This window comes from Rubrimonas sp. (genome assembly GCF_036788415.1).
Classification (GTDB): Bacteria; Pseudomonadota; Alphaproteobacteria; order Rhodobacterales; family Rhodobacteraceae; genus Rubrimonas.
This window is the reverse complement of sequence record NZ_DAIQNN010000018.1, coordinates 17,816-40,759: the sequence shown is the minus strand read 5'-3', so window position 1 is coordinate 40,759 and position 22,944 is coordinate 17,816. Positions and strand designations below refer to the sequence as shown.

Sequence of the window (22,944 nt, the reverse complement as noted above, 5' to 3'; positions counted from 1 at the left end):
CTGGGCTGGAGGGCGGCCTTTCACGATCTGTCCAGCCCCGGGGGCGCAGCCCAGACGGGGGTCGGTTCTGCGCGCCAATCTACAGGCCTCACATTGATGCGGGCCGGCCTGTCGCGCGTGAAGCCGGCATTGCGCTGGTCTTCGGCCACTGCGAGGGCGTGACGCTCGACGGCGTCGTCGCACGATCCCGTCAAAAAGCCGTGACCGTCGATCCCCGCGCCAGTTGCTAAAATCGCATCCTTAACGGCCCGGGACGACTTGAACCGAAATATTGGCGCGGAGGTCACGCTGATCCAAGCATGGCGGCCGGGCGGCGACCCGCTTGCGGGATTTCATTCTCCACGGCGGCGGCGGCGGGTCGGCGCGCGGCGTTCAGCCTTCGCCGGCGCGGTTGGGCGCCGAGAAGCCCGACCGCGCGCACGCGCCGCCGCACCCAGCGCAGCCTCCGCATCCCCGTCCTGCGGCGAGCCCGCGGCGCTTCAGCCAGAGGGAGCGACCGAGATAGAGCGCGGCGGCGGCGCCGGCGGCGGCGATGACGAGGATGTCAGCCGCGCCGAGCGCGCTTTCGGCGGCGAGGTCGATCAGGGGGGGCGACGGGTCGGTCATCCGGGCGCCTCCACGGGGTCCGGGCGCCGGGCGAGGGCCGGCGCCCAGGGTTTGGGCGCCGCGACGATCAGCAGCAGCGCCAGCGCGCCGAACCACACGGCGGTCATCGTCTGGAGGCCGTCGAGCCCGAGCGCCGTGCCGCCCTGGAAGACGGCGGTCGCCACGCCGAGGCCGAGCAGCGTCGGGAAGACGATCGAGAACGCCATCCAGCCGGTCGAGGCGGTCTGCACCCGCACCATGATCACGGTTGCGAGGCAGGGCGGGTAGAGCGCGAAGAACAGCATCAGCGCCACGGCCGAGACTGCGGTGCGCCCGTCCGCCGCCTGCTGGGCGCCCATGCGCTCCTCGAGCGTGAGGTTCTCGCCCTCCGCCTGGTCGAACAGCGCGCCGAGCGTGGCGACGGCGCTCTCGCGCGCGGCGAAGGAGGCGAGCAGCGCGATGTTGGTCTTCCAGTCGAAATCGGCGAACTGCGTGACCGGCTCCATGGCGCGGCCGATCCGGCCGAGGAAGCTCGCCTCGATGCGGTCCTCGCGCAACTCGCGGCGCAGCGTGTTGCGCGCGTTGGTCAGATCGCGCAGCGCGTCGAAGGCGGCGCTGGCGTCGGGCTCGCGGCTGCGCAGCGCGAAGGGCGCGAAGTCGGGGTGGTCGCGCGCCAGCCTCTCGTCGAGGGCCTTCGCGGCGTCGGCGCTGCCGGCGTTCAGCCGCGCGGCCTTGTAGGCGGTCTGGACGTTGATCAGCCGGATCAGCTGCGCGGGCTCGGCGGTTGCGGCGGCGTGGGGGTTGCCGTCGAGCGCCGTCTGGAAGGCGGCGACGGCTTCGGCGGCGCGCGCCTCGTGCAGCGCCATCCGCTCGGCCGGCGCGCCGGGAAACTGCAGGAGCACATAGATCACGACTGCGATCGCCACGACCACTGTGCCGACTTTCCGCACGTAGGACCATGTCCGGTCGAAGGCGCGCCGCAGCACGCCCGAGAGCGTCGGCAGGTGGTAGCTCGGCAGCTCCATCACGAAGGGCGCCGTCGGCTCCGTCGCGAGCGCAGTGGAGGTCAGCAGCTTCGCCACCAGCAGCGCCGCGATCACGGTGATGGTGGAGAGGTAGAACAGCATCAGCCCCTTGGATTCGGCGAAGTAGATGCCGATCAGCAGCGTGTAGAGCGGGATCTTGGCCATGCAGTTCATGAACGGCACAGTCAGGATCGTGGCGAGGCGCGCGCGGGCGTCCGGGATGCCCTTGGTCGCCATCACGCCGGGCACGGCGCAGCCGCCCGCGAACACGCCGGCGAGGATGAAGGGCAGGGTGCTTTGCCCGTGCAGGCCGAAGCGGTGCAGGATGCGGTCGAGGATGAAGGCGATCCGCGCCATGTAGCCGGAGTCTTCCAGGATCGCGATCAGCGCGAACAGGATCAGGAAGATCGGCACGTAGTTCAGCAGCGTGTTGACCGAATCCACCAGCCACAGACCGAGCGCCCGCAGCTGCGGATCGACGAGGAAACCCGCATCGGGAAGCAGGCCGGCGGCGAGGTTCCGGAACTCCGCGAGGACCGGCCAGGTGACCTTGGTCAGCTCGTAGCCCTGCACGATGGAGAGCTGGTAGACGATCCAGACGGTCGCGAGCAGAAAGACCGGCGCGAGGAAGCGGTTGAGCAGGACGCGGTCGATCCGCTCGGAGACGGGCGTCTCGCCTTCGCGCGCGTTCGCGACGCAATCCGCGACGATCCCCGCCGCATGGCGGTCGCGCGTCGCGCTCACATGGTCGCCGGCGCTCAGCCCATGGCGCGCCTCGAAGCCCGCGCGCAAGGCTTCCGCCTCGGCGAACAGCGCCGAGGGGTCGGGCAGAAGGCGCGCGATCTCGGCCTCCGCCCCGCCGTCGCCTTCGAGCAGCTTCACCGCCCGCCAGCGCGCGAGCGCGTCGTTCGCGCGGGGGGCGCCCGCAAGGCGGACATGCAGCGCCTGCGCCGCCTCCTCCAGCGGGCCGTAATTCAGCGTGGCGGGCGTCGCCGGGCCGGCGCAAGCGGCCTCGGCGATGGCGTCGCGCAGGGCCGCCTCGCCTTGGGAGCGCCGCCCGATCAGCGGGACGACCGGCGCGTTCAGCCGCCGCGACAGCGCCGCCACGTCGATGGTCAGCCCGCGGCTCTCGGCGGCGTCCATCATGTTGAGCGCGACGACGACGCGGAAGCCCATCTCGAGCAGCTGGAAGGTCAGCGGCAGGCCGCGGCGCAGCTGCGTGGCGTCGACCACGTTGACCACGACGTCGGGCCGGTCCGTCAGCAGGACGTCGCGCGCGACCCGCTCCTCGGGCGAGAAGGCGGTCAGCCCGTAGCAGCCCGGCAGGTCCGCCACGTCGTAGCGGCGCCCCTCGCGCCAGTAGGCGCCGCTCTTCTTGTCCACGGTGACGCCGGGATAATTGGCGATGTGTTGGCGCAGCCCCGTCAGCATGTTGAAGATGGTGGACTTGCCGCAGTTCTGCTGACCCGCCAGCGCGACGAGGATCGGTCGGGCGCCGACCGGGGAGGCCGGCTCAGACACTTTCGGCCTCCACATGGACATGCCGCGCCTCGCAGCGGCGCAGCGCCACGAAGCAGTCGCCCACCTGCACCTCGATCGGGTCGAGGAGCGGCGCGCTGCGCAGCACGCGGATCTCGCGGCCCGGCTGGAAGCCGAGATCGAGCAGGCGCTGCCGCGTCGGCCCGCAGCCCTTCAATCGCCGGATCGCGCAGCGCCCGCCGGGCGCCACGTCGCACAGCGTCCGCGCCGCGCAGGCCGCGCAGTCGCCGTCGCAGGCGGCGGCATGGTCCCCTTTCCGGCCCGCGCCATGCCCGCGCCGTCCGCCGAACCGCCGCCCCCATCCCTCGAACATGACCCGTCCCTTCCTTCGGCGCGCCGTCGCGAACGGCGCGCGCTCACTCCATCGCGTAGGCGCGCACCCAGATCACGGCGTCCTGGCTCAGCTCCTTGCCCTCGTGCTCGGCGTCCGGCCCCGAGCCGAGCGCGGCGAACCCCCAGAAGCCCGGCTTCGGGATCGCGAAGGTGAACACGCCGTTCGGGTCGGTGATCGCGACGATCGCGCCCCCCGGCGGCGGCGCGGCGGTGACGGGGCCGGGCGCATTCGCCGCCATGTCGGGCTCCGCCGCCATGTATTCGATCTCGATTTCCGCGCCGGGCAGGGGCGCGCCGTTCGAGAGCAGCTGCGCCGAGAAGCTCGACCCCGCGATCACGTTGGTCGGCTTGTTGAGCGGGACGAACTCGGTCTTCAGCCCGAGCGGCTCGCTCCAGCCGGTCGGAATGCCGCCCTTGTTGAAGAAGACCTTGGCGATCTGCTGGATGTAGATGTCCTCGCCAGCCTCGTAATAGGGCGCGGGGACCAGCGCGACGATGTAATCCCCGTTGCGCCGCACCGGCAGCGCGGCCTCGAAGGCGGCGGCCTCGTTGTCGGCGCCCTTGAAGACGATCGGCTTCAGGCTGGGCGCGAGATCGGTCTTCTCGCCCTTGAAGACGACGAAGAACTCCTCCGGCGTCGCCATGTCCATGACATGGCCGTTGTCGAACGGGTGCCAGAAGATCAGCTTCAGCGGCAACTCGCCGGGCGCGGCCGGGTTGGCCTCGGGGTTGTAGATCAGCTGGAAATGCGCGGCGGCGGGCGTCGCGAGCGCAAGAGATGCGGCGGCGGCTGCGGCGAAGATCGGTTTCATGGGACTCGCTCCTGTGCGTCGGTTCAGTAGATCTGCGCGGCGGGGATCACGATCTGATGCCCTTCGCCGCCGTCGAACAGCACGTCCGCGAAACCGTCCGGCTTCTCGAACTCGAATTCGCCGTTCGCGTCGATCGCGCCTGCGATCAGCGTCGCGCCGCCGGCGTCGCGCACCAGCATCGCAACGCCGGCCGCTGTGGCGCCGTCGGAGAAGCCGCCCTCGCACAGAACGGAGCCGTCGCCATTGTCGTAGCAGGCGCAGACGGGGGTGTGGGCCAGGGCGCCGCCAGGCAGGCCGAACGCAAGCGCCGCGGCGAAGGCGATCCCCGCCTTCAGGGAACGAGTCATGTCGCGTGTCTCCTTCATCAGCACCGGAGCGGCCCCCTGATCTTCGCTTCGCTGGGTCTCGACCGAGCGACGGCCTGGCGCGAAAGGGATGCCGACTTCCAATTTCCGAGCGAAACGCTCGGATCTCTGTCCTTATAGCTGCGCCAGAGCCTGAGCAAAATGATCGGGATCAATTTGGACTGCTGCGAGATCGCCAGAGCCGCAGCCGCTGCGCCTGGGCGCGCCGGCGGCTCCGCTGATGCGTTCTGCACGTCGCTCGTCGCGCCACAGCGCTTCGCGCCTGAGGACCGCCCGATCCGGAAAGCGATGAACGCGGGCGACCATGGCGCGACGAAGCGGCGGACATCGCCCCGGCGGGCCGAACCGCCCGCCCTCGCCGCGCGGGCGGTCGCGCGTTCGACCGCGCCCTCAGGCGAGCGCGTCCAGCGCCGCGCGCCAGATCGGGACGCCGCCGCGGTGGGCGATCTCGCCCGGCCCCCAACCCGCGAGCGCGTCGCGCAGCCCTGCCCGGTGCTCGGCGCTGAGCCTGTCCACATGCGTCACGGTCGTCTTGATCGTGAAGACGACGGCGCGGGTCTGCGGCAGGCGCAGCAGGCATTGCCGCTCGGTGCGCAGGTGCCAGCCGCGCCCGGGATCCGGCGGCGGGCCCTTCTGGGCCTCGCGCTGTACGATCCGCAGCGTGTCGGTCGGATGGACCAGCCAGTTGATCCGCATGAGCGGCGCCTCGACGCGCAGCGCCGCGAACATCCGGTTGATTCGCGCCGCGAGCGTCTCGGGATAGCCCGGCACCGGGCGATGCACGTCCGTGAGAGGCCGTCCCAGCTTCTCCGACAGCGCCCAGCGCTGCGGGAAGCAGAGCGTCCCGGCGACCAGCAGATATTCCGGCTCGCCGGGGATCAGCAGCAGCGCGTCCTCCTGCATCAGGCGCCCGATCACGGTCAGGGGGGACGCGTCGAGCGGAACGGCGACGCTGTCGGGACGGATGACGGCGCCGCCCTCGCGCCGCCAGCGCCCGTCGCGCGCGGTCCAGTCGAGCAGCAGGGCGAGAAGCTCCGCCGTCGGCGCCTCGCCTTCGGGCAGCGCGCAGGCGACGTCGTCGTCGGGGGCTTCGAACAGCGCGTCGCGCTCGGCCATCTGCGCGGCGAAATCGTCGTCGACGCAGAGCCATGCGGCGCGGTCGAGCGGGCCGACCCCCGGCGGGCGGGCGGTGCGGGGGTCCATGAAGGGCGTGTAGGGCGCGCTCATGCGAAGACCTCGGAACAGAGAAGCAGGCCGTGGCCGGTCAGCGTCCGGTGCAGCGGACCGTAGTCGGCGGCGAAGGCGATCCAGTCGCGGCCAAGGGTCTGCGCGATCTCGCCCAGCCGGCGCCGCCCGTCCATCAGCTTCAGGATCGGCGCGGCGGAGCGGGGCAGGGCGGCGCGCCGCTTCGCCCCGTCGGCGACGGCGTTGATCGCCCTGCCCTGCGCCGCCGCCGCCGCGAGCGCCGCCGCCGTCGCGCCGCCGCGCAGGCGCGGGCGCAGGGCGGGGCCGATCTTTGCGAGGCCGGGGGCGCCCTTGCCGGCGTAAAAGACATGCGTGCGGATGCCGCCGGCGAGCTTCTCGGCCAGCGCGGCCCGCGCGGGGGCCGGCAGCGCCGCCGCCCGCGCGGCGAGCTCGGGCGGCGCCCAGGTGGCGGGGTCGTAGCGGGCGGGCTCGACGAAGGAGACGAAGTCGAGTCCCGCGGCGGCGACCGCCGCCATGACCTCGTCCGACGTGAAGGGCGTGTCGCGGGCGTGGAGCAGCAGGTCGTAGAGCGCGGCGTCGGACTGGCGGTGATCGGCGAGCAGGTCGTTGCGGGCGAACCAGTTGGAGGCCGGCAGGGCGGCCAGAACCGCCTTGGCCGCCTCGACTTTCTCCGCCGGCGCCATCCCCTCGGTCAGCGCCGCGAGCGCATGTTGCAGCGGATAGACGCCGGTCCGCCCGTACGGCGCATAGACCATCGCGCCCATGCCGCCGCCCGGCGCGATGGCCTGCGCCAGCGCGTCGAAGCCCGCCTGAGGGTCGGGCAGGTGGTGCAGCACGCCGCAGCAATCGACATAGTCGAAGGGGCCGAGCGCCGGGGCCTCGGCCAGATCGGCGGTCACGAAGCGCAGATTGCCGAGCCCCCGCGCCGCCGCCCGCGCCTCGGCGATCCGGCGCGCGGCCTGCGAGCGGTCGAGATGCACGACCTCCGCCGGGCATTTCGCGTCGGCCAGAAGCTGCGCCAGCATGATCGCCCCGTCGCCCGTCCCCCCGCCCGCGACCAGCGCGCGGAAGGGCTGCGACCAGTCGCGAAGGCCGCCGAACAGGTAGTGGTCGATCTCGGCGGGGTCCGAGGGCGAGCCGCGGACGAGCCGTTTCGCCTCGTCCGCCGGGTCGCGTTCGGGATAGGGATAGGCTTCGTATTGCGCGGCGACGGGGTCCATGCGGGAGATGTCCGCGTTGCGCTGCGGCGCGTCAAGCGGGGGAGAGGGCGATGGGCTTTCCGGGGACTGTCGGCGTCGCGGGCTGCGGGCGGATGGGCCTGCCGATGGCGCGGGCGTTGGCGCGGGCGGGCGTCGAGGTCTGGGGCTTCGACATCCGGCCCGCCGCCGACTTCGGCGAGTTCGCGCCCCGCATGATCGCCGACCCCGCCGCGTTCGCGCGCCGCTGCGAGACTGTTCTCTCCGTGGTGCGCGACGTCGCCCAGACCGAGGCGCTGCTGTTCGACGATCAGGCGCTGCTGCGCGCGCCCGGCTGCGCGATCCGCACGCTGGTCGTCTGCTCCACCGTCTCGCCGCGCTGGCTGGCCGGGTTGCCCGCGCGCGCCCGCGGGCTCGCGCTCGTCGACGCGCCGATGTCGGGCGCGCAGGTCGCCGCCGAGGAGGCCCGGCTGTCCTTCATGCTGGGCGGCGCGGAGGCGGATCTCGACCGCCTCGCCGAGCTGTTCGACGCGATGGGGCGGGCGAGCCATCGGATGGGGCCGTTCGGCGCCGGGATGACCGCCAAGGTTCTCAACAATTTCGTCGCCGCCTGCGCGACGCTCGCCACCCGCCGCAGCCTCGGCTGGGCCGACGCGCTGGGGGTGGATCGCGACCGGCTGCTCGCGCTGATGGAGGACAGTTCGGGCCAGACCTGGTTCGGCTCGAATTTCGACCGCATCGAGTTCGCGCGCGACGGCTTCGCGCCGGACAACTCCATCGGTCTTCTGGTCAAGGACGTCGCCGCCGCGCTCGACGCGGCGCAGGACGAAGGCGACCCGTTCGGCGCGGCGCTTCAGGCGGGGTTGAAGGGCCTCGCGCCCCTCGACTGAGCGGTCGGCTCAGCCGCGCGCCGCGGGAGCGCGCGCATCGGCGGCGGGCGCTTCGGGCAGGGCGGCGCGCAGCGCGCCGACGAAAGCCCGCCGCCCTTCGAAGGGCGACAGCGCCCCGCCGCCGCCCTGCTCGATCAGCTTCGCCAGCGGATCGAGGATGAGGACCGCCGGCGGCGCGATCTGCGCCGCCACGGCCTCGCGGCGCCATTGCGCCTGCGCGCGCGCCGCATGCGCCGGCGCGGCGAGCGCGACGACGCGGTCGCCGCAGGCGTCGCGCAGCGCCGATAGCGGGGGCGGCGCGCTCCAGACGGCGGCGCGCGCCCCCCATGCCTTAAGCCGCGACGCGAGCGCGAGGCGCGCGCCGGGCCCCGGGCAGATCACGCCGACGCCGAGCCCCGCCAGCGCCTGCGGCCCGGGCGGCGCGTCGGCCTCGGCGTCGATCTCGAATGGCGCGGCGAAGGTGAAGCAGGCGCCGCGCCCGTCCGGCCCCTGCGACAGCCCGAGCCCGCCGCCGCACTGCCGCGCGACGAGACGCGCCATGGCGAGCCCCATGCCGACGCCGCCCTTGCGCAGGCCCATCGCCGCGCGCCCCTGCTCGAAGGGCTCGAAGATCGCCTCGCGATCCTCCTCGGCCACGCCCGGCCCCTCGTCGGTCACCGCGATCTGCGCCCAGATGCGGCCCTCGCTGTCCGCCCCTTCGACGCTGAGGCGCACGTCGCCGGCGGGCGCGAAGCGGATCGCGTTCTCGACCAGCCCGTCGATGGCGGCGCGCAGCCGCGCGGCGTCGCCGAGCACGCGGTAGGGCAGGAACGGGTCGTAGGACAGCGTCAGCGTCAACCCCTTGGCGTGGGCGGCGGGGGCGTGGCGGGCGGCGATCTCGCGGGCGACGGCGAGCAGGCCGAACGGCGCGCGGTCGAGCGCCGCGTCGCCGCTTTCGAGCTGGACGTAGTCGAGGATGCGCTCGATCGAGCCAAGCAGCCCCGCCGCCTCGGCGCGGATCACCCGCACGCCTTCGCGCTGGCGGTCGGTCAGCGCGTCGCGGTCGAGCAGCGCCGCCATCCCGATCATGCCGTTGAGCGGCGTGCGCAGCTCATGGCTCATCGCGCAGAGCAGCCGCCCGCGCGCCGATGCCGCGCGCGCCGCCGATTGCAGCGTCAGCGTCTGCGCCGCCAGCAGCGCGAGCTGGGCGGCGATTTCGATGTCGGCGCGGTCGAAGCCCGGCGCGTCCTCGTCGCGCAGGAACAGCGCGAGGCCCGGCGCGCCGCCCTGCGTGAAGGGGGCCGCGAGCGCCGGGGCGTCGGGGCCGAACAGATGCGGCGCGCCGGGCGCCGCAAAATCCAGCAGCCGCCCCGCCTCGACGGCGAGGGCCCGCCCGCCCAGCGCCTTGCCCGCGACCTTGCCGGGATGCAGCGCGACGCCGAGCAGCGCCGGCGCGGTCGAGGCCTCGACGCGCAGGCGGCTGAATTCGTCGGCCTTGAGCGCCAGCGCATGGTCGAAGCGCAGCATGGCGCGGGCGGGTTCGATCAGGTTGAGGAACAGCGCGTTGTCGCTCTGGGCGCCGAGATCGGCGGACAGCGCGGCCCGCAACGCGGTGTCGAGCGATTCGAGGCGCTCGACGCGGCCTTGCAGCATGGCGGCGCGCCGCTCCAGCCGGAACAGCGCCTCGCGCGCGTCCTCGAGGGTCTGTGGGCCGGCGGGGGCGGCGGCGTCCATCGCCTCAGGCTCCGAAGGCGAGCGCGGAGACCATCAGATTGCCATGCGCGCAGACCCCCGCGAGCGGACCCTGTTCGCCGAAGGTGAAGGCGCCGAGCACCGGGCGGCCGCCCGCGGCCTGCGCCACATCGGCGGTCAGCAGATCGATGCGGTCGCCGATCGCCATCTTGCAGCCGCCGCAATAGATCATCAGCGCGCCGGCGAAGGCGTTCGGGTCGGGCAGCGTCGCGACCGCGTCCGACAGGGCGCGTCCGGCGCGGCGGGCGAGCGGCTCGACGCCGCCCTCCATCATGGTCACCAGCGCGCCCTCAGGCACTTCGGCGAAAGTGTCGATGGCGCCGTCGCCGGTGAAGGCAGCCGGGTGGATCAGCCGATGCTGCGCCACGCCCTCGACGTCGCGCACGGCGATCCCGAGGGGCGCGAGCGAGGTCTCCGCCAGCACGCCGCCGCCCGGCAGCCGATGCGCCAGCGCGCCGTCGCGCCAGCCGTCATAGACCTGCGCGGCCGGTCGCCCGTCGATGGCCACGATCCGCCGGCCTTCTGAGGCGGTGACCACGCCGGAATGCGCGCTCGGCGCATAGCCGCTCTGAAATACGGCGACGACCGGCTTCGAGGGGTAGAACGCCGCCAGCACCACCGCCGGCCCCCCGGCTTCCGGGCCGCTCGAGGCGATCTCGCGCCACGCCCCGCTCACGTCGTCGTCCGCCGCCGAGCCTCCGACGATGGGGCAGCGGTCGCCGACCAGCCGCCGCAGCCCCTCCAGCACGCGCTCCTCGAGGCCGGGCGGCTGATAGACCCAGATCGCCGCCGGCAGCTCGCCTGAACAGCCGCAGGCGTCGCGCGCGCGCTCGAGCGCCTCGGCCGCGGCCTGCGCGGGATCGTCGCCGAGCTCCGCCGCGCCGACGCCGAAATCGCCCTGAGGGTCGTGAAACAGCAGCAGGCCGACATCGCCCGGCGTCGGCGCGCGGCCCGCGATCAACGCGCCGCCGCAGGAGGTTCCGCCGATGAAGGGCGTCCCGGGCAGGGCGGCACGCAGATGCGCCCGGATCGCCGCCGCGTCGTGCCGCGCGCCGAACAGGCAGATCGCGAGCGACGGCGGCCCCCCGAGATCGCCGAGCGCCGCCGCCAGCGCCGAATCGAGCCCCCTGAGCGCCGCGCCCGTGTCGTCGCCCGCCGCAATCGCCTGCGCCATCCGCATGACCAGTTCTCCGCATTTCCGTTCCCGGCGCTCAGGGAGTGCGCGCGCGAGGCTAAGAAATCGTTGCGCGCGCGCGCGACCATAGGCCGGTCCGGCCGCGTCCCTTCCGCCCGCGGTCGCCGACCGCCGGCCCCGGGTCCTGTGGAAATGCGCCCGCCGGGTGGTTAAGGTGCGCCCGCGAAGCGCGAGGCGGGCCGGGCCGCGGCCCCGCGAAGCGCGCCGAATGGGAGGCTGCGATGACCCGATCCACCACCGACGCGCTGATCGAGGCGCTCGCCGCCGGCGCGCGCGCAGGCCGCGTCAGCCGCCGCGGCTTCATGGAGGGCGCGCTGTTCGCCGGCGCGTCCGTCGCCGGCGCGTCGGCGCTCTGGGGCTCGAAGGTCGCGGCCCAGACGCCCCAGCGCGGAGGGACTTTCCGGGTCGGGCTGCACAACGCCAACACCGGCGACAGCCTCGATCCGGGGACGACCGACAGCGTCTACATGATCCAGCTCAACCACGCCTTCCGCTCCTATCTGACCGAGATCGCGCCCGACGGCAGGGCGGTTCCCGACCTCGCCACCGCCTGGGAGGCCTCGTCCGGCGCGCGGGAGTGGCGCTTCGAGATCGCGCAGGGCGCGACGTTCCATTCCGGCAAGCCGCTGCGCGTGCGGGACGTGATCGCGTCGCTCGACTATCATCGCGCCGAGGACAGCGCCTCGGCGGCGAAGGCGCTCATGGCCGAGATCGAGGACATCCGCGCCGACGGCGACAGCGCCATCGTGATCGCGCTGAGCGTCGGCAACGCCGACCTGCCCTATCTGCTTTCCGATTATCACCTCGTCATCGGCCCCGCCGACGAGGCGGGGAATGTGGACTGGGAGGGCGGCGACGGCACCGGCCCCTACCGCATCCTGCGCCACGAGCCCGGCGTGGGAACGAGCCTCGCGCGCCATGACGGCTGGCATCGCGAGGGCGCGTGGTTCGAGGCGCTGGAGCTGATCGCGCTCAACGACGCCAACGCCCGGCAGTCGGCGCTGCTGACCGGGGATGTGGACGCGATCTCGGAGGCCGACGCCAAGACGCTGGCCCTGATGGCGCGCAATCCCGGCGTCTCGGTGGTCGAGGTCGCCTCGGGCGCCCACACCACGCTGCCGATGTTCGCCGACACCGCGCCGTTCGACAATCTCGACGTGCGGCTGGCGCTGAAATACGCCATCGACCGGCAGGAGATCGTCGACAAGATCGTGTTCGGCCGCGGCTCGCTCGGCAACGACACCCCCATCGCGCCGACGCTGCCTTTCCACCACCCGATCCCGCAGCGCCCCTACGACCCCGAGCGCGCGAGCTTCCATCTGAGGAAGGCCGGCGCCGAGGGGCTGTCGGTCAGGCTGCACGTCTCGGATGTGGTGTTCACCGGGGCGGTCGATCTCGCCGTGCTCTATCGCGAGCAGGCGGCGAAGGCGGGGATCGACATCGAAGTCGTGCGCGAGCCGATCGACGGCTACTGGTCGGACGTCTGGCTGAAGAAGCCCTTCTGCGTCGTGGAGTGGGGCGCGCGCCCGACGCCCGACGTGATGTTCTCGCTCGCCTATCGCGCCGGCGCGCCCTGGAACGAGAGCCGCTGGGAGAACGCCCGCTTCAACGAGCTTCTCCTGCTGGCCAAGCCCGAGACCGACGAGGGGAAGCGCGCGGCGATGTATGCGGAGATGCAGCAGCTCGTCCATGACGACGGCGCGACGGTGATCCCGTATTTCCGCAATCGCGTCAACGTGTTCTCCAGCCGGATCGGCCATCCCGAGAAGATGGCCGGCAACTGGGAGCTCGACGGCGCGCGCTCCTTCCAGCGCTGGTGGTTCAAGGCGTGAGCGCAGGCGACGCGGAGCGCTGAGCGATGCGCCGGGCCCTTTCGCGCGCCCTGTTGCGGGCGGGCGCGGCGCTCGCGCTCGCGCTGTCGGTCGGCGCCTGCGCGCGCGACGAGGCGGGGGCGGGATTGCAGTTCGAGCGGCCCGAGACGGCGCTCGACTACGAGGTGGAGCTGACCGGCGCCCCGACCGAGGAGATCGACGCGCTCATGCGCGCGTCGCTCGAGCTGTTCCGCCGTCAGGAGGACGGCGCGCCCTCCCGCGCCTTTCTACGCCGTCGCGCGCTGGACGACGCGCCCACGGCGCAGCGCATCCTGCGCTCCTTCGGCTATTTCGAGAGCGCCGCCGAGATCGCGGTGGAGGAGCTTCCCTCCGAGGGCGACGGCCCGCCCCGCGCGCTGGCCCGCTTCGCGCTCGCGCCGGGCAGGCCCTACATCCTCGCCTCGCACGGCTTTCAGGTGCTGGAGGATGGCGGGACGCCGCCGGCGCCGCTCGACGCCGCCGCGCTCGGCTCGCCGGTGGGCGACGTGGCGCGCGCCGGGCCGATCCTCGACGCGGAGGGCGCGGCGGTGGCGAAGCTGCTCGCGACCGGCCGGCCCTATGCGCGGCTGCTCGGGCGCGACGCGCTGGCCGACCCGGAGGCGGCCACCGTCGAAGTAGAGACCGCCATCTCCTCCGGCGCGCCTTTCGTCTTCGGCGATCCGGTCTTCGAGGGTCTGGAGGCGGTCGAGGCGGAGTATCTCGAGACCTATGCGCGCTGGACGCCCGGCGCGCCCTGGGACCAGCGCCGCGTGCGCGACTACCAGCGCGCGCTCAACGACACCAACCTGTTCGGCTTCGTCTCGGTCGCAGCGCCCGAAACCCCGCCCGAAGGCCCGGCGGCGCCGGTGGTGGTGCGCGTCGAGGAAGCGCCGTTCCGCACGGTGACCGCCGGCGCCCGCTGGTCGACCGATCTGGGGCCCTCGGTGCGCGGCTCGTTCACCCATCGCAACCTGTTCGGCTCGAACGAGACGCTGCGGCTTCAGGCCGACGCCGGGCGCGACGAGCAGGCGCTGGAGGCGCGCTACCGCGTCCCGCAATATCTGCGCGACCAGCAGGATTTCGTCTCGGGGCTCAATCTGCGCCACACCGACGACGACGCCTTCGAGGAATACGCCGGCACGCTGACGGCGGGGCTCGAGCGGCGCGTCTCGCGCTGGTGGGTGATCGGGGCGGGCGGGCTCGCGGAGGTGTCTTCGGTCGACGACGGAGAGGGCTTTCGCGACTTCTTCCTGCTCGGCCTGCCGGTGTCGGCGACCTACGAGAACACCGACGATCTGCTGAACCCGACCGAGGGCGCGCGGCTGCGCGTCGAGACGATCCCGTTCATCGGGATCGAGGACAACGGAGACACGCCGCTCTTCACACGGATCAACGCGGTGGGCTCGGCCTATCTGGCGCTGGACGATGAGCGGCGCTACGTCTTCGCCGCGCGCGGGCGGATCGGCTCGATCATCAACGACGAGGTCGACGACGTGCCCGCCAACTGGCGGCTGTTCTCGGGCGGCGGCGGCTCGGTGCGCGGCTACGCAGAGCGCTCCATCGGCCCGCTCGACGCGGACGGCGATCCGATCGGCGGGCTGTCGGCGCTGGAGGCGGGCGCGGAGCTGCGGGCGCGGGTGGCCGGCGATTTCGGGCTCGCGGTCTTCGCCGAGGCCGGGCTCGTCGGCGAGGACGCATGGCCCACCTTCGAGGAGGACGTGCAATATGCGGCGGGGGGCGGTTTGCGCTATTTCTCGCCCATCGGGCCGGTGCGCGTCGACGTCGGCGTGCCGCTGAACCCGCGCGACAGCGACGACGACTTCCAGATCTACCTCTCGATCGGGCAGGCCTTCTGATGAGCGCGCGCCGCACCCTCGCCGTCCTCGCGCTCGCCGCCCCGCTCGCGGCCTTTCCGCCTGCGCCCGCGCCTGCGCAGATCTCGCTGCTCGGCGTCCAGAACTCTCTGATCCAGTTCGCGCTGGCGCGGCTCAGCACGCCCGACGGGTTCTCGATCACCGCAGGCCGGCTCACCGAGAACGAGGACGGGCGGACGGAGCTGGTGGATGTGCGCGTCTCGGACGGGCAGGGGGCGTGGCTGGAGATCGACGGCGCCTCGCTGCGCTGGAGCGCGCGGCGGCTGCTGCTGGGCGAGCTCGAGATCAACGAGCTCGCGGCGCGGGGCGTGCGGGTGCTGCGCCGACCGGTCTCGGCCCCCGCGCCGGCGGACGCGCCGGAGGAGGAGGAGGGCGGCGGCTTCTCCTTCGCCTGGCCGCGCGCGCCTCTCGCCACGCGGGTGGACGCGCTGCGGCTGACGGGCGTGCAGATCGCGCCGGGCGTGCTCGCCGCGCAGGGCCTCGCCTTCGACGCCGAGGGTGCGGCGAGGGACGAGGGTTCGGAGCAGGCCGCGCGCCTCGATCTGCGCCGCACCGACGCGGTGGCGGGGACCATCGCGCTCGACTATCTGCGCGACTTCTCGGCCAATACCCTGCGGCTGAACCTGACGGCGGACGAAGCGGCGGGCGGCGTCGTCGCCGAGCTGGCGGGGTTCCCGCCCGACAGCGCGTCGCGGCTGACGCTGGAGGCCGACGGCCCGCTGAGCGACTGGGCGATGCGCTTCGACGCCGAGGCCGAACAGGTCTTCGCCGCGCGCGGGCAGGGCGCGATCGATCTCGGCCCGCCCTTCGCGCTGACCGCCGAGATCGTCGCCGAGCCCGGCCCCGCTTTGCCGCCCGACGTCGCCGCCCTGCTCGCCCCGCAGGCGACGCTGGTCGCCCGCGCCTCCGAAGGCGCCGACGGGGTGATCCGAATCGAGGAGGGCGCGCTGCGGGCGCCCGAACTCGACCTCGACGCCGAAGGGACCTTCGTCCGCGAGACCGGAGCGCTGGACTTCGCCATTCGGCTGGAGGGCCGCTCCGGCCTCGCCGCGCTCGCGCCGGGGGTCGAATTCGCGCGCGTCGGCTTCGAGGGCGACGCGGAGGGAACGCTCGTCGATCTGCGCGCGACGGGCCGGCTGTCGCTCGACGGGCTGGCGACGGCCCCGGCGGATGTCGCCGAGGCGCGGCTCGACGCCGTCCTGCGGGCGGCTGGGGGGCGGTTCGAGGCCGATCTCGACGGGCTGGCGCGCGGCGTGCGGCTCGACCGTATCGGGCCCGAGACGATGGGCGAGACGACGCTGGCGGTGCGCGGCGCCTTCGAGGATCAGGTTCTGACGCTCGACGCGCTGACCGTCGCCTCGCCGCTGCTGCGCGCGCAGGCCGAGGGACGGGCCGATCTCGGCGCCGACGCGGCGTCGCTGCGCTACGACCTCGCCTTGCCGAACCTCGCCCCGGTCGCCGCCGCCTACGAGATCGCGGCTGACGGCGCGCTGGCGGCGCAGGGCGGCGCCGAGGGCGCGCTCTCGGCGCCGCGTCTGACGGGCGAGGCGCGGCTCGATGGGCTCGCTTATGAGGGCCAGAGCTACGGGAGCGTCGCGCTGCGCCACGACGCGACGCTCGGGGCGGCGCCAGAAGGAAATCTCGCGCTGACCGCCGAGGGATCGCCCTACGGCCCTGCGCGGATCGAGACCGATTTCCGGCTCGCCGACCAGCTGCTGACAGTCAGCGATTTCGAGGCGGAGGCGCTGGGGGTCGACGCGGCGGGCGATCTGGCGCTCCAGCTCGACGCGATGCTGGCCGAGGGACGCTTCACGGCGACCCTCGGCGACGCCGCGCAGGCCGCCGAGCGGCTGGGCGTGGAGTTGAGCGGCGCCGCCGATCTCGACGTGACGCTTTCGGTCGAGGATGGCGCGCAGAACGCGGCGGCGACGGGTGAGGCGCGCGCGCTGGATGGTTTCGGGCTGCGGCTCGACTCCGCCGACATCGACGTCGCGGCCCGCGATGTCTTCGGCGCGGCCTCGGCGCAGGGGACCATCGCCGCGAGAGGTTTGAGCTCCGCCGATCTGGCGGTCGCGGCGCTGCGGCTGGACGGCGAGGGGCGCGGCTTTCCGGACGCGCCCGAAGGCCGGCTGACCGGCTTCGCCGAGGATGTCGCGGCCGGCGGCGCGCGCACGGCCCGCGTCGATCTCGACGCGACGCTCGACGCGCAGGCGCTGGTCGCAGCGCTCAAGGCGGCGCCGGTGCGGGCGGGCGATCTGCGGCTCGGGGCTGCGACGGTGGACGCGCGGGTGGAGGCGCCGCTGTCCGACGCCCCGCGCATCGACGCGACGGCGCGCGTCGGCGCGACGCAGGCGGGCCCGGCGCGGATCGACGCCGTCCGGCTGACCGCCAAAGGCGGGCTCGACGCGCTGGCGCTCGCCGCCTCGGCGCAGGGCGCGCTGACCGAGGGGGTCGCGGGGCTGAAGGCCGACGCGCCGCTGGCGCTCGACGCCGCCGCGACCGTGGATGCGAGGAACGCCGAAGCCGTGGCCGCGACCATCCGCGCCTTCGATCTGCGCGCGGGCGAGGCGGAGGCGCGGTTGCGCCGCCCCGCCCGCCTGACGCTCGGCGCCGAGACCGCGCTGGACGATCTCGACCTCGCCCTGCCCGGCGGGGCGCTGACCGGCTCCGCGGCGCTGGGCGACGGGGGCATGCGTGGCGATCTGGCGCTGGCGCTCGACGATCTCGCGCCGCTCCTGCGGCTGGCGGGCGCGCCGGAGGCGAGCGGGATCGTGGACGGAACGGCGCGCTTCGACACGCGCGCCGCCAGCCCCGGCGCGCAAGCGGCGCTCGCGCTGCGCAACCTCGCCTTCGCGGGTGTCGAATTCGACGAGGGCGATCTCGATCTCGACGCGCGCGTCCGCTGGAACGGGTCGCGCCTGAGCGCCGACGCCGAGCTGCGCGGCCCCTTCGCCGAACCCCTGACCGCCGATTTCGCGACGCCGCTGCGCCCGACCGGCGGGTTGGCGCCCGCGCAGCCCGCGGGGGCGGGGGCGGAAGGGTCGCTGCGCTGGCGCGGGCGCATCGGCGAGTTCTGGGCGCTGGTGCCGACTTCGGACAATGTGGTGGACGGCGACCTCGCGCTCGACCTGCGCTTTTCCGGCGCGCTGGCGGCCCCGCGCGTCGGCGGGACGCTGGCCCTGCGCAACGGCCGCTACGAGAATCTCGAAATCGGCACGATCCTGACCAATCTCGAAGCCGACGGGGCGCTCGACGAAAGCGGGGCCTTCGAGATCGACCTGCGCGGCGACGATGCGGCCTCGGGGACCGTGACCGCGCAGGCCAGCATCGATCGCGGCGCGCTCGAAGCGACCATCGCGTCGCGTCAGGCCGTGCTGGTGCGGCGCGACGACGCGACCGTGCAGGTCACCGCCGACCTCACGGCGAACGGCCCGCTCGCAGGCCCCGACATCGCGGGAACCGTCGGGATCGACCGCGCCGAGATCCGCCTCGTCAACGCCAACCCGCCCAGCGTCCCCGATCTGGGCGAGGTGCGGATCAAGGGCGCGCCCGAGCCGGAGCCTTCTGACCCCGCAGGCGGCGCCATCGGCCTCGACATCGCCATCTCGGCGCCGGACGAGATCTTCGTGCGGGGGCGCGGCCTCGACAGCGAATGGCGCGCCGACATCCGCGTGGCCGGCGACGCGGCGGAACCGGTCGTCACGGGGAAGGTCGAGCGCATCCGCGGCTTCCTGAGCCTCGTCGGCTTCCCCTTCGAACTGGAGCGCGGCGAAATCCGCTTCACCGGGGGGACGCCCATCGACCCGCTGCTCGACATCGCCATCACCCGCGAGGCCAACGGCGTGCGCGGCGGCATCTTCGTGGGCGGCGTCGCCTCGGACCCGGAAATCACTTTCCAGTCCACGCCGTCCCTGCCGCAGGAGGAAGTCCTGCCGCGCGTTCTGTTCGGCCGTTCGAAGCAATCGCTCACCCCGACCGAGGGGTTGCAGCTCGCGCTTGGCGTCGCGACCCTGCTCGACGGCTCGGGCGGCGTGCTCGACAGTCTTCGCGCCACCGCCGGTCTCGACGTGCTGCGCATCGAGGGCGATCCCGAAAGCGACACAGCTTCGGTCACCGCCGGGCAGAACGTCGCGCCGGGGGTGTTCGTGGGCGTCAAGCAGCCGCTCGGCGCCGGCAACGCCTCGGTGAAAGTCGAGATCGAGCTGTTCGACAACGTGACCGCCGACAGCGAGTTCGGTCAGGAGGGCGGCCCGGACGTCGGCATCAACTGGCGCCGCGATTTCTGAGCCTCGCCGAGAAGGAGTCCCCGATGACCGCCCCCGCGCCGCGCGCCGACACCTGGACGTATCTCGACGACCGCTGGATCGAAGGCGACGCGCCGGTGTTCACCGCGCGCAGCCATGCGACATGGCTCGCCTCGGTGGTGTTCGACGGCGCGCGCGCCTTCGAGGGCGTGACGCCCGACCTCGACCGCCATTGCGCGCGCGTCAACGACAGCGCCGTCGCGCTGGGGCTGAAGCCGATCCTGCGCGCCGGGGAGATCGTCGAGATCGCGCGCGAGGGGGTGGCGAAATTCCCTTCCGGCGCCGCTCTCTACATCCGCCCGACCTACTGGGCCGAGCGCGGCGACGCGCGCGCGGTGCTGCCCGACCCCGAAAGCACGCGGTTTCACATGTGCGTCTGGGAGGCGCCGATGCCGGCGCCGACCGGCTTCACCGTCACCACGACGCGCTTCCGTCGGCCAACGCTCGACTGCATGCCGGTCAACGCCAAGGCCGCCTGCCTCTACCCCAACAACGGGCGGATGCTGCGCGAAGCCGCCGAGAAGGGCTTCGACAACGCGTTGGTCTGCGACGCGCTCGGCAATGTGGCGGAACTCGCGACCGCCAACGTGTTCATGGTCCGCGACGGGGTCGTGGCGACGCCGGTCCCCAACGGGAGCTTCTTGAACGGCGTGACGCGGCAGAGGGTCGTCGCGCTGCTGCGGGGCGCGGGGCTGCGGGTGGAGGAGCGGACGCTGCGGGTGGAGGATTTCCGGGCGGCGGACGAGATCTTCTCGACCGGCAACCTCGCGAAAGTCCTGCCGGTCGTCGGGTTCGACGACCGGGCGCTTCAGCCCGGCCCGGTCTTCGAGCGGGCCCGCGCGCTCTATTGGGAGTTCGCGCATCGGTGACGCTGGGCGGGCGGGCCGGACCGACCGGTCCCCGCCGCCTACGCCGCAAGCTGCGCCATCAGCCGCCGCACGAAGGCCTCGCCCGCCTCAAGCTGCGCGATCTCGATGAACTCGTCGGGCTGGTGCGCCTGCTCGATCGAGCCCGGCCCCACCACGCAGACCGAATATCCGCGGTCCTGGAAATGCCCGGCTTCGGTGCCGTAGGAGACGACGTGCTCGGCGTTGTCGCCGGTCAGCCGCCGCGCCATCCCCTCGGCCACGGCGGTCTCGGCGGGTTCGCGCCGGCAGCCGCCGTAGATGGCCCGCGTCGAAATCTCGATCCCCGCGCCTGCGCTTACCGATTTCATCTCCGCTTCGAGCGCATCGGCGAAGGCGCGGTAGCGCGCGCGCCACGCTTCGGGGTCGTCGCCCGGAAGATTTCGGATGTCCGAGCCGAACACGCATTCGCCGGCGGTGATGTTGTTCGCCGTCCCGCCACGCACCGTGCCGACATGCAGCGTCGTGTAGGGCGGCGTGAACAGGCTGTCGGGGTCGGCGGCGGCGGCGTTCTCCTCCATGCGCTGGCGGTGCCAGTCGATCAGGCGCGCAGCCACCATCACCGCCGAGACGCCGGTGTGCAGCAGGCTGGAATGGACTTCATGGCCGGTCACCCGCGTCGTCAGCCCCAGCATCCCCTTGTGCTGGGTGACCACCGTCATCGAGGTCGGCTCTCCGACGAACACCGCCGCGGCGGGCGGAAGGTTCGCCCGCATCGCGTCGACCATGGGCGGCGCGCCGGTGCAGCCGAGTTCTTCGTCGAAGGAGAGGGCGAGCTGGATCGGGCGCTTGAGGCCGGCGCGCAGCATCTCGGGGACCAGCGCCAGCGCGATAGCGTCGAAGCCCTTCATGTCCGCCGCCCCGCGCCCGTAGAGGCGCCCGCCGCGCTCGGTGAGGGTGAAGGGGTCGGAGGTCCAGCGCTGGCCGTCGACGGGAACGACGTCGGTATGGCCCGACAGGATCACGCCGCCGGGCTCGGCCGGGCCGATCTGGGCGTAGAGATTGGCCTTGGGCGCGCCGGAGGGGTCCGGCAGCAGCACGCTCTCGATCCCGTGGCCGGCGAGGTAGTCGCGCGCGAAATGGATCAGCGGAAGGTTGGTGTCGCGCGAGACGGTCGGGAAGGCGACCAGCTTCGCCAGCATCTCGCGCGTCGTGTAGATGTCGCCCATCGCCGTCCCTCTCCAAGGCCCGCCCTTCATCCTGCGGCGTCGACGGGCCGCGTCAAGGCGCGCGCCTGCGCGACGGTCGAAATCCGCGCGCGGGCAGGGCATAGTGGAGGGCCGAAGCCGGAGGCCCCGCCATGACCAGCGCCCAGACCGCTCCGCACCGCGACCCCGCCCCGCGCCCAGAGATCGACCCGACGGACAGCCGCGCCGCGATCCGCGCCCGCTACGGGGTCGCCGAGGCGCAGGCGCTCCGCGACGCCGTCGCGCAGGCTCGTCTCGACGCGCCGGCCCGCGCCGCCATCGCCGCCGACGCCGCGCGCCTCGTCGCCCGGGTCCGCGAGGAGACGGCGCCGACGCTGATGGAGGCGTTTCTCGGCGAGTACGGGCTGTCCACGGCGGAGGGCGTCGGTCTGATGTGCCTCGCCGAGGCGCTGCTGCGCACCCCCGACGCGCCGAGCGTCGACGCGCTGATCCGCGACAAGATCGAGCCGTCCGACTGGAGCGCCCATCTCGGCAAATCCTCCTCGCCGCTGGTGAACGCCTCGACCTGGGCGCTGATGCTGACGGGGCGCGTGCTCGACGACGACCCCGCCCGCCCGGCCTCGGCGCTGCGCGGGCTGGTCCGCCGCCTCGGCGAGCCGATGGTGCGCCGGGCGGTCGGGCAGGCGATGAAGCGGCTCGGCGCGCAGTTCGTGCTCGGCGAGACCATTGAGGAGGCGATGCGCGAGGCGGGCGCGCGCGAATGCATGGGCTACCGCCATTCCTACGACATGCTCGGCGAGGCGGCGCAGACCGACGCCGACGCGCGGCGCTATGTGAAGTCCTACGCGCAGGCCATCGCCGCCGCGGGGTCCGCCGCGTCGGGCGATCTGCGTGACAGCCCCGGCGTGTCAGTGAAGCTGTCGGCGCTGCATTCGCGTTATGAATGGTCGCATCGCGCGCAGGTGATGGAGACGCTCGTTCCGCGCGCCGCGGCGCTGGCGCGGCAGGCGGCGGCGGCGCGGATCGGATTCAACGTCGACGCCGAGGAGCAGGACCGGCTAGAGCTGTCGCTCGACGTGATCGAGGCGCTGCTGGCCGATCCCGCGCTCGCCGGCTGGGACGGCTTCGGCGTGGTCGTGCAGGCGTATGCGCGGCGCGCGCCGGAGGTGATTGCGCATCTGCACGCGCTGGCCGAACGCCATTACCGGCGCCTGATGGTCCGGCTCGTCAAGGGCGCCTATTGGGACGCCGAGATCAAGCGCGCGCAGGAGGCGGGCGTGGCGGAGTTCCCGGTCTTCACCCGAAAGGCCGCGACCGATGCGGCGTGGATCGGCTGCGCGCGGATGCTGCTCGACCGGCGCGACCGGCTCTATCCGCAATTCGCCACGCACAACGCCCACAGCGTCGCCGCCGTGCTGGCGATGGCGGGCGCGGACCGCGCGGGCTTCGAGTTCCAGCGCCTGCACGGCATGGGCGAGAGCCTGCACGAGATCGTGCGCGCCGCGGAAGGCGCGCGCTGCCGCATCTACGCGCCGGTCGGCGCGCATCGCGACCTGCTGGCCTATCTGGTGCGTCGGCTGCTGGAGAACGGCGCCAACAGCTCTTTCGTAAACCGCATCCGCGATCCGCGCGTGAGCCCCGAGGCGGTCGCGGCCGATCCTTTCGCCGAGACCGAGGCTCTGGGCGCAGCCGTCGCCAACCCCGCCGTCGCCGCTCCTGCTGCGCTGTTTGCGCCGGAGCGGGTCAACTCCCGCGGCGCGGCGCTGAACGAGCCCGCCGATGTCGGGCCGCTGCTCGCCGCACGCGACGCCTTCGCGGAGACAAGCTGGCGAGCGGCGCCGATGCTCGCGGAGGGGATCGCCGGCGACGGCCCCGCGCGGGCCGTGCGCGCGCCGTCCGACCCCGGGCGGAATGTCGGCGAGGTGGTCGAAGCGACGCCCGCGCAGGCGCGCGCGGCTGTGGGCGCGGCTGTGGGCGCGGCGGTGG

At 73.4% G+C, this 22,944-nt stretch carries 16 protein-coding genes; 6 read left to right on the top strand and 10 right to left on the bottom strand.

The genetic code is table 11. The annotated features are described in order from the left end of the window. Positions 1–372 precede the first annotated feature (372 nt). From V7Q31_RS06920 to V7Q31_RS06890, 7 genes are all read right to left on the bottom strand, one after another. Complete coding sequence (locus tag V7Q31_RS06920) at positions 373–606, bottom strand: FeoB-associated Cys-rich membrane protein (RefSeq protein WP_333832961.1); 234 nt, start codon at positions 604–606, stop codon at positions 373–375. Beyond that, complete coding sequence (feoB, locus tag V7Q31_RS06915) at positions 603–3,131, bottom strand: ferrous iron transport protein B (RefSeq protein ID WP_333832960.1); 2,529 nt, start codon at positions 3,129–3,131, stop codon at positions 603–605. Before feoB ends, V7Q31_RS06920 begins: the two co-directional genes overlap by 4 nt. Continuing rightward, positions 3,124–3,462, bottom strand: coding sequence for a FeoA family protein (locus V7Q31_RS06910; protein ID WP_333832959.1), 339 nt, complete (start codon positions 3,460–3,462; stop codon positions 3,124–3,126). Before V7Q31_RS06910 ends, feoB begins: the two co-directional genes overlap by 8 nt. Positions 3,463–3,505: 43 nt before the next feature. Then, positions 3,506–4,294, bottom strand: coding sequence for a DUF4198 domain-containing protein (locus V7Q31_RS06905; RefSeq protein WP_333832958.1), 789 nt, complete (start codon positions 4,292–4,294; stop codon positions 3,506–3,508). Positions 4,295–4,317: 23 nt separating this feature from the next. Beyond that, entirely contained in the window at positions 4,318–4,641 is a 324-nt protein-coding gene (locus tag V7Q31_RS06900; RefSeq protein ID WP_333832957.1) for a hypothetical protein, read from the bottom strand. Positions 4,642–5,049: 408 nt separating this feature from the next. After that, positions 5,050–5,886, bottom strand: coding sequence for a heme-dependent oxidative N-demethylase family protein (locus tag V7Q31_RS06895; RefSeq protein WP_333832956.1), 837 nt, complete (start codon positions 5,884–5,886; stop codon positions 5,050–5,052). Beyond that, positions 5,883–7,085: a class I SAM-dependent methyltransferase gene (locus V7Q31_RS06890; protein ID WP_333832955.1), complete on the bottom strand. Its 1,203-nt coding sequence runs from the start codon at positions 7,083–7,085 to the stop codon at positions 5,883–5,885. The genes V7Q31_RS06895 and V7Q31_RS06890 overlap by 4 nt, the downstream gene beginning before the upstream one ends. A 50-nt stretch (positions 7,086–7,135) precedes the next feature. Here V7Q31_RS06890 and V7Q31_RS06885 point away from each other — a divergent pair, with 50 nt between their 5' ends. Next, on the top strand, positions 7,136–7,951 hold the full coding sequence (locus V7Q31_RS06885; protein ID WP_333832954.1) for an NAD(P)-dependent oxidoreductase: 816 nt from the start codon (positions 7,136–7,138) through the stop codon (positions 7,949–7,951). A gap of 9 nt (positions 7,952–7,960) precedes the next feature. On the opposite strand, the gene V7Q31_RS06880 is transcribed toward V7Q31_RS06885, so the two are convergent. Continuing rightward, positions 7,961–9,664 (bottom strand): sensor histidine kinase, encoded by a 1,704-nt coding sequence (locus V7Q31_RS06880; protein ID WP_333832953.1) that lies wholly within the window; start codon positions 9,662–9,664, stop codon positions 7,961–7,963. 4 nt (positions 9,665–9,668) lie between these two features. Next, positions 9,669–10,862: an FIST signal transduction protein gene (locus V7Q31_RS06875; RefSeq protein ID WP_333832952.1), complete on the bottom strand. Its 1,194-nt coding sequence runs from the start codon at positions 10,860–10,862 to the stop codon at positions 9,669–9,671. A 236-nt stretch (positions 10,863–11,098) separates the two neighbouring features. Here V7Q31_RS06875 and V7Q31_RS06870 point away from each other — a divergent pair, with 236 nt between their 5' ends. From V7Q31_RS06870 to V7Q31_RS06855, 4 genes are read left to right on the top strand one after another with little or no spacing between them, the layout of a single operon-like run. Next, on the top strand, positions 11,099–12,709 hold the full coding sequence (locus V7Q31_RS06870) for an ABC transporter substrate-binding protein (RefSeq protein WP_333832951.1): 1,611 nt from the start codon (positions 11,099–11,101) through the stop codon (positions 12,707–12,709). Positions 12,710–12,735: 26 nt separating this feature from the next. Continuing rightward, on the top strand, positions 12,736–14,583 hold the full coding sequence (locus V7Q31_RS06865; RefSeq protein ID WP_333832950.1) for an autotransporter assembly complex protein TamA: 1,848 nt from the start codon (positions 12,736–12,738) through the stop codon (positions 14,581–14,583). Beyond that, complete coding sequence (locus V7Q31_RS06860) at positions 14,583–18,887, top strand: translocation/assembly module TamB domain-containing protein (RefSeq protein ID WP_333832949.1); 4,305 nt, start codon at positions 14,583–14,585, stop codon at positions 18,885–18,887. Before V7Q31_RS06865 ends, V7Q31_RS06860 begins: the two co-directional genes overlap by 1 nt. A gap of 23 nt (positions 18,888–18,910) precedes the next feature. Beyond that, positions 18,911–19,774 (top strand): branched-chain amino acid aminotransferase, encoded by an 864-nt coding sequence (locus V7Q31_RS06855; RefSeq protein ID WP_333832948.1) that lies wholly within the window; start codon positions 18,911–18,913, stop codon positions 19,772–19,774. Between the two features lie 38 nt (positions 19,775–19,812). Here V7Q31_RS06855 and argE read toward each other — a convergent pair whose 3' ends face one another. Beyond that, complete coding sequence (gene argE, locus V7Q31_RS06850; RefSeq protein WP_333832947.1) at positions 19,813–20,979, bottom strand: acetylornithine deacetylase; 1,167 nt, start codon at positions 20,977–20,979, stop codon at positions 19,813–19,815. A 131-nt stretch (positions 20,980–21,110) separates the two neighbouring features. Here argE and V7Q31_RS06845 point away from each other — a divergent pair. Continuing rightward, a partial coding sequence (locus tag V7Q31_RS06845; RefSeq protein WP_333832946.1) for a proline dehydrogenase family protein occupies positions 21,111–22,944 on the top strand: 1,834 nt, incomplete at its 3' end.

Bases quoted from the DNA above. Each gene is read 5' to 3' on its own strand.
- V7Q31_RS06920 (WP_333832961.1), bottom strand. From the start codon at position 606: ATGACCGACCCGTCGCCCCCCCTGATCGACCTCGCCGCCGAAAGCGCG.
- V7Q31_RS06910 (WP_333832959.1), bottom strand. From the start codon at position 3,462: ATGTTCGAGGGATGGGGGCGGCGGTTCGGCGGACGGCGCGGGCATGGC.
- V7Q31_RS06905 (WP_333832958.1), bottom strand. From the start codon at position 4,294: ATGAAACCGATCTTCGCCGCAGCCGCCGCCGCATCTCTTGCGCTCGCG.
- V7Q31_RS06900 (WP_333832957.1), bottom strand. From the start codon at position 4,641: ATGACTCGTTCCCTGAAGGCGGGGATCGCCTTCGCCGCGGCGCTTGCG.
- V7Q31_RS06895 (WP_333832956.1), bottom strand. From the start codon at position 5,886: ATGAGCGCGCCCTACACGCCCTTCATGGACCCCCGCACCGCCCGCCCG.
- V7Q31_RS06890 (WP_333832955.1), bottom strand. From the start codon at position 7,085: ATGGACCCCGTCGCCGCGCAATACGAAGCCTATCCCTATCCCGAACGC.
- V7Q31_RS06885 (WP_333832954.1), top strand. From the start codon at position 7,136: ATGGGCTTTCCGGGGACTGTCGGCGTCGCGGGCTGCGGGCGGATGGGC.
- V7Q31_RS06880 (WP_333832953.1), bottom strand. From the start codon at position 9,664: ATGGACGCCGCCGCCCCCGCCGGCCCACAGACCCTCGAGGACGCGCGC.
- V7Q31_RS06875 (WP_333832952.1), bottom strand. From the start codon at position 10,862: ATGCGGATGGCGCAGGCGATTGCGGCGGGCGACGACACGGGCGCGGCG.
- V7Q31_RS06870 (WP_333832951.1), top strand. From the start codon at position 11,099: ATGACCCGATCCACCACCGACGCGCTGATCGAGGCGCTCGCCGCCGGC.
- V7Q31_RS06865 (WP_333832950.1), top strand. From the start codon at position 12,736: ATGCGCCGGGCCCTTTCGCGCGCCCTGTTGCGGGCGGGCGCGGCGCTC.
- V7Q31_RS06860 (WP_333832949.1), top strand. From the start codon at position 14,583: ATGAGCGCGCGCCGCACCCTCGCCGTCCTCGCGCTCGCCGCCCCGCTC.
- V7Q31_RS06855 (WP_333832948.1), top strand. From the start codon at position 18,911: ATGACCGCCCCCGCGCCGCGCGCCGACACCTGGACGTATCTCGACGAC.
- argE (WP_333832947.1), bottom strand. From the start codon at position 20,979: ATGGGCGACATCTACACGACGCGCGAGATGCTGGCGAAGCTGGTCGCC.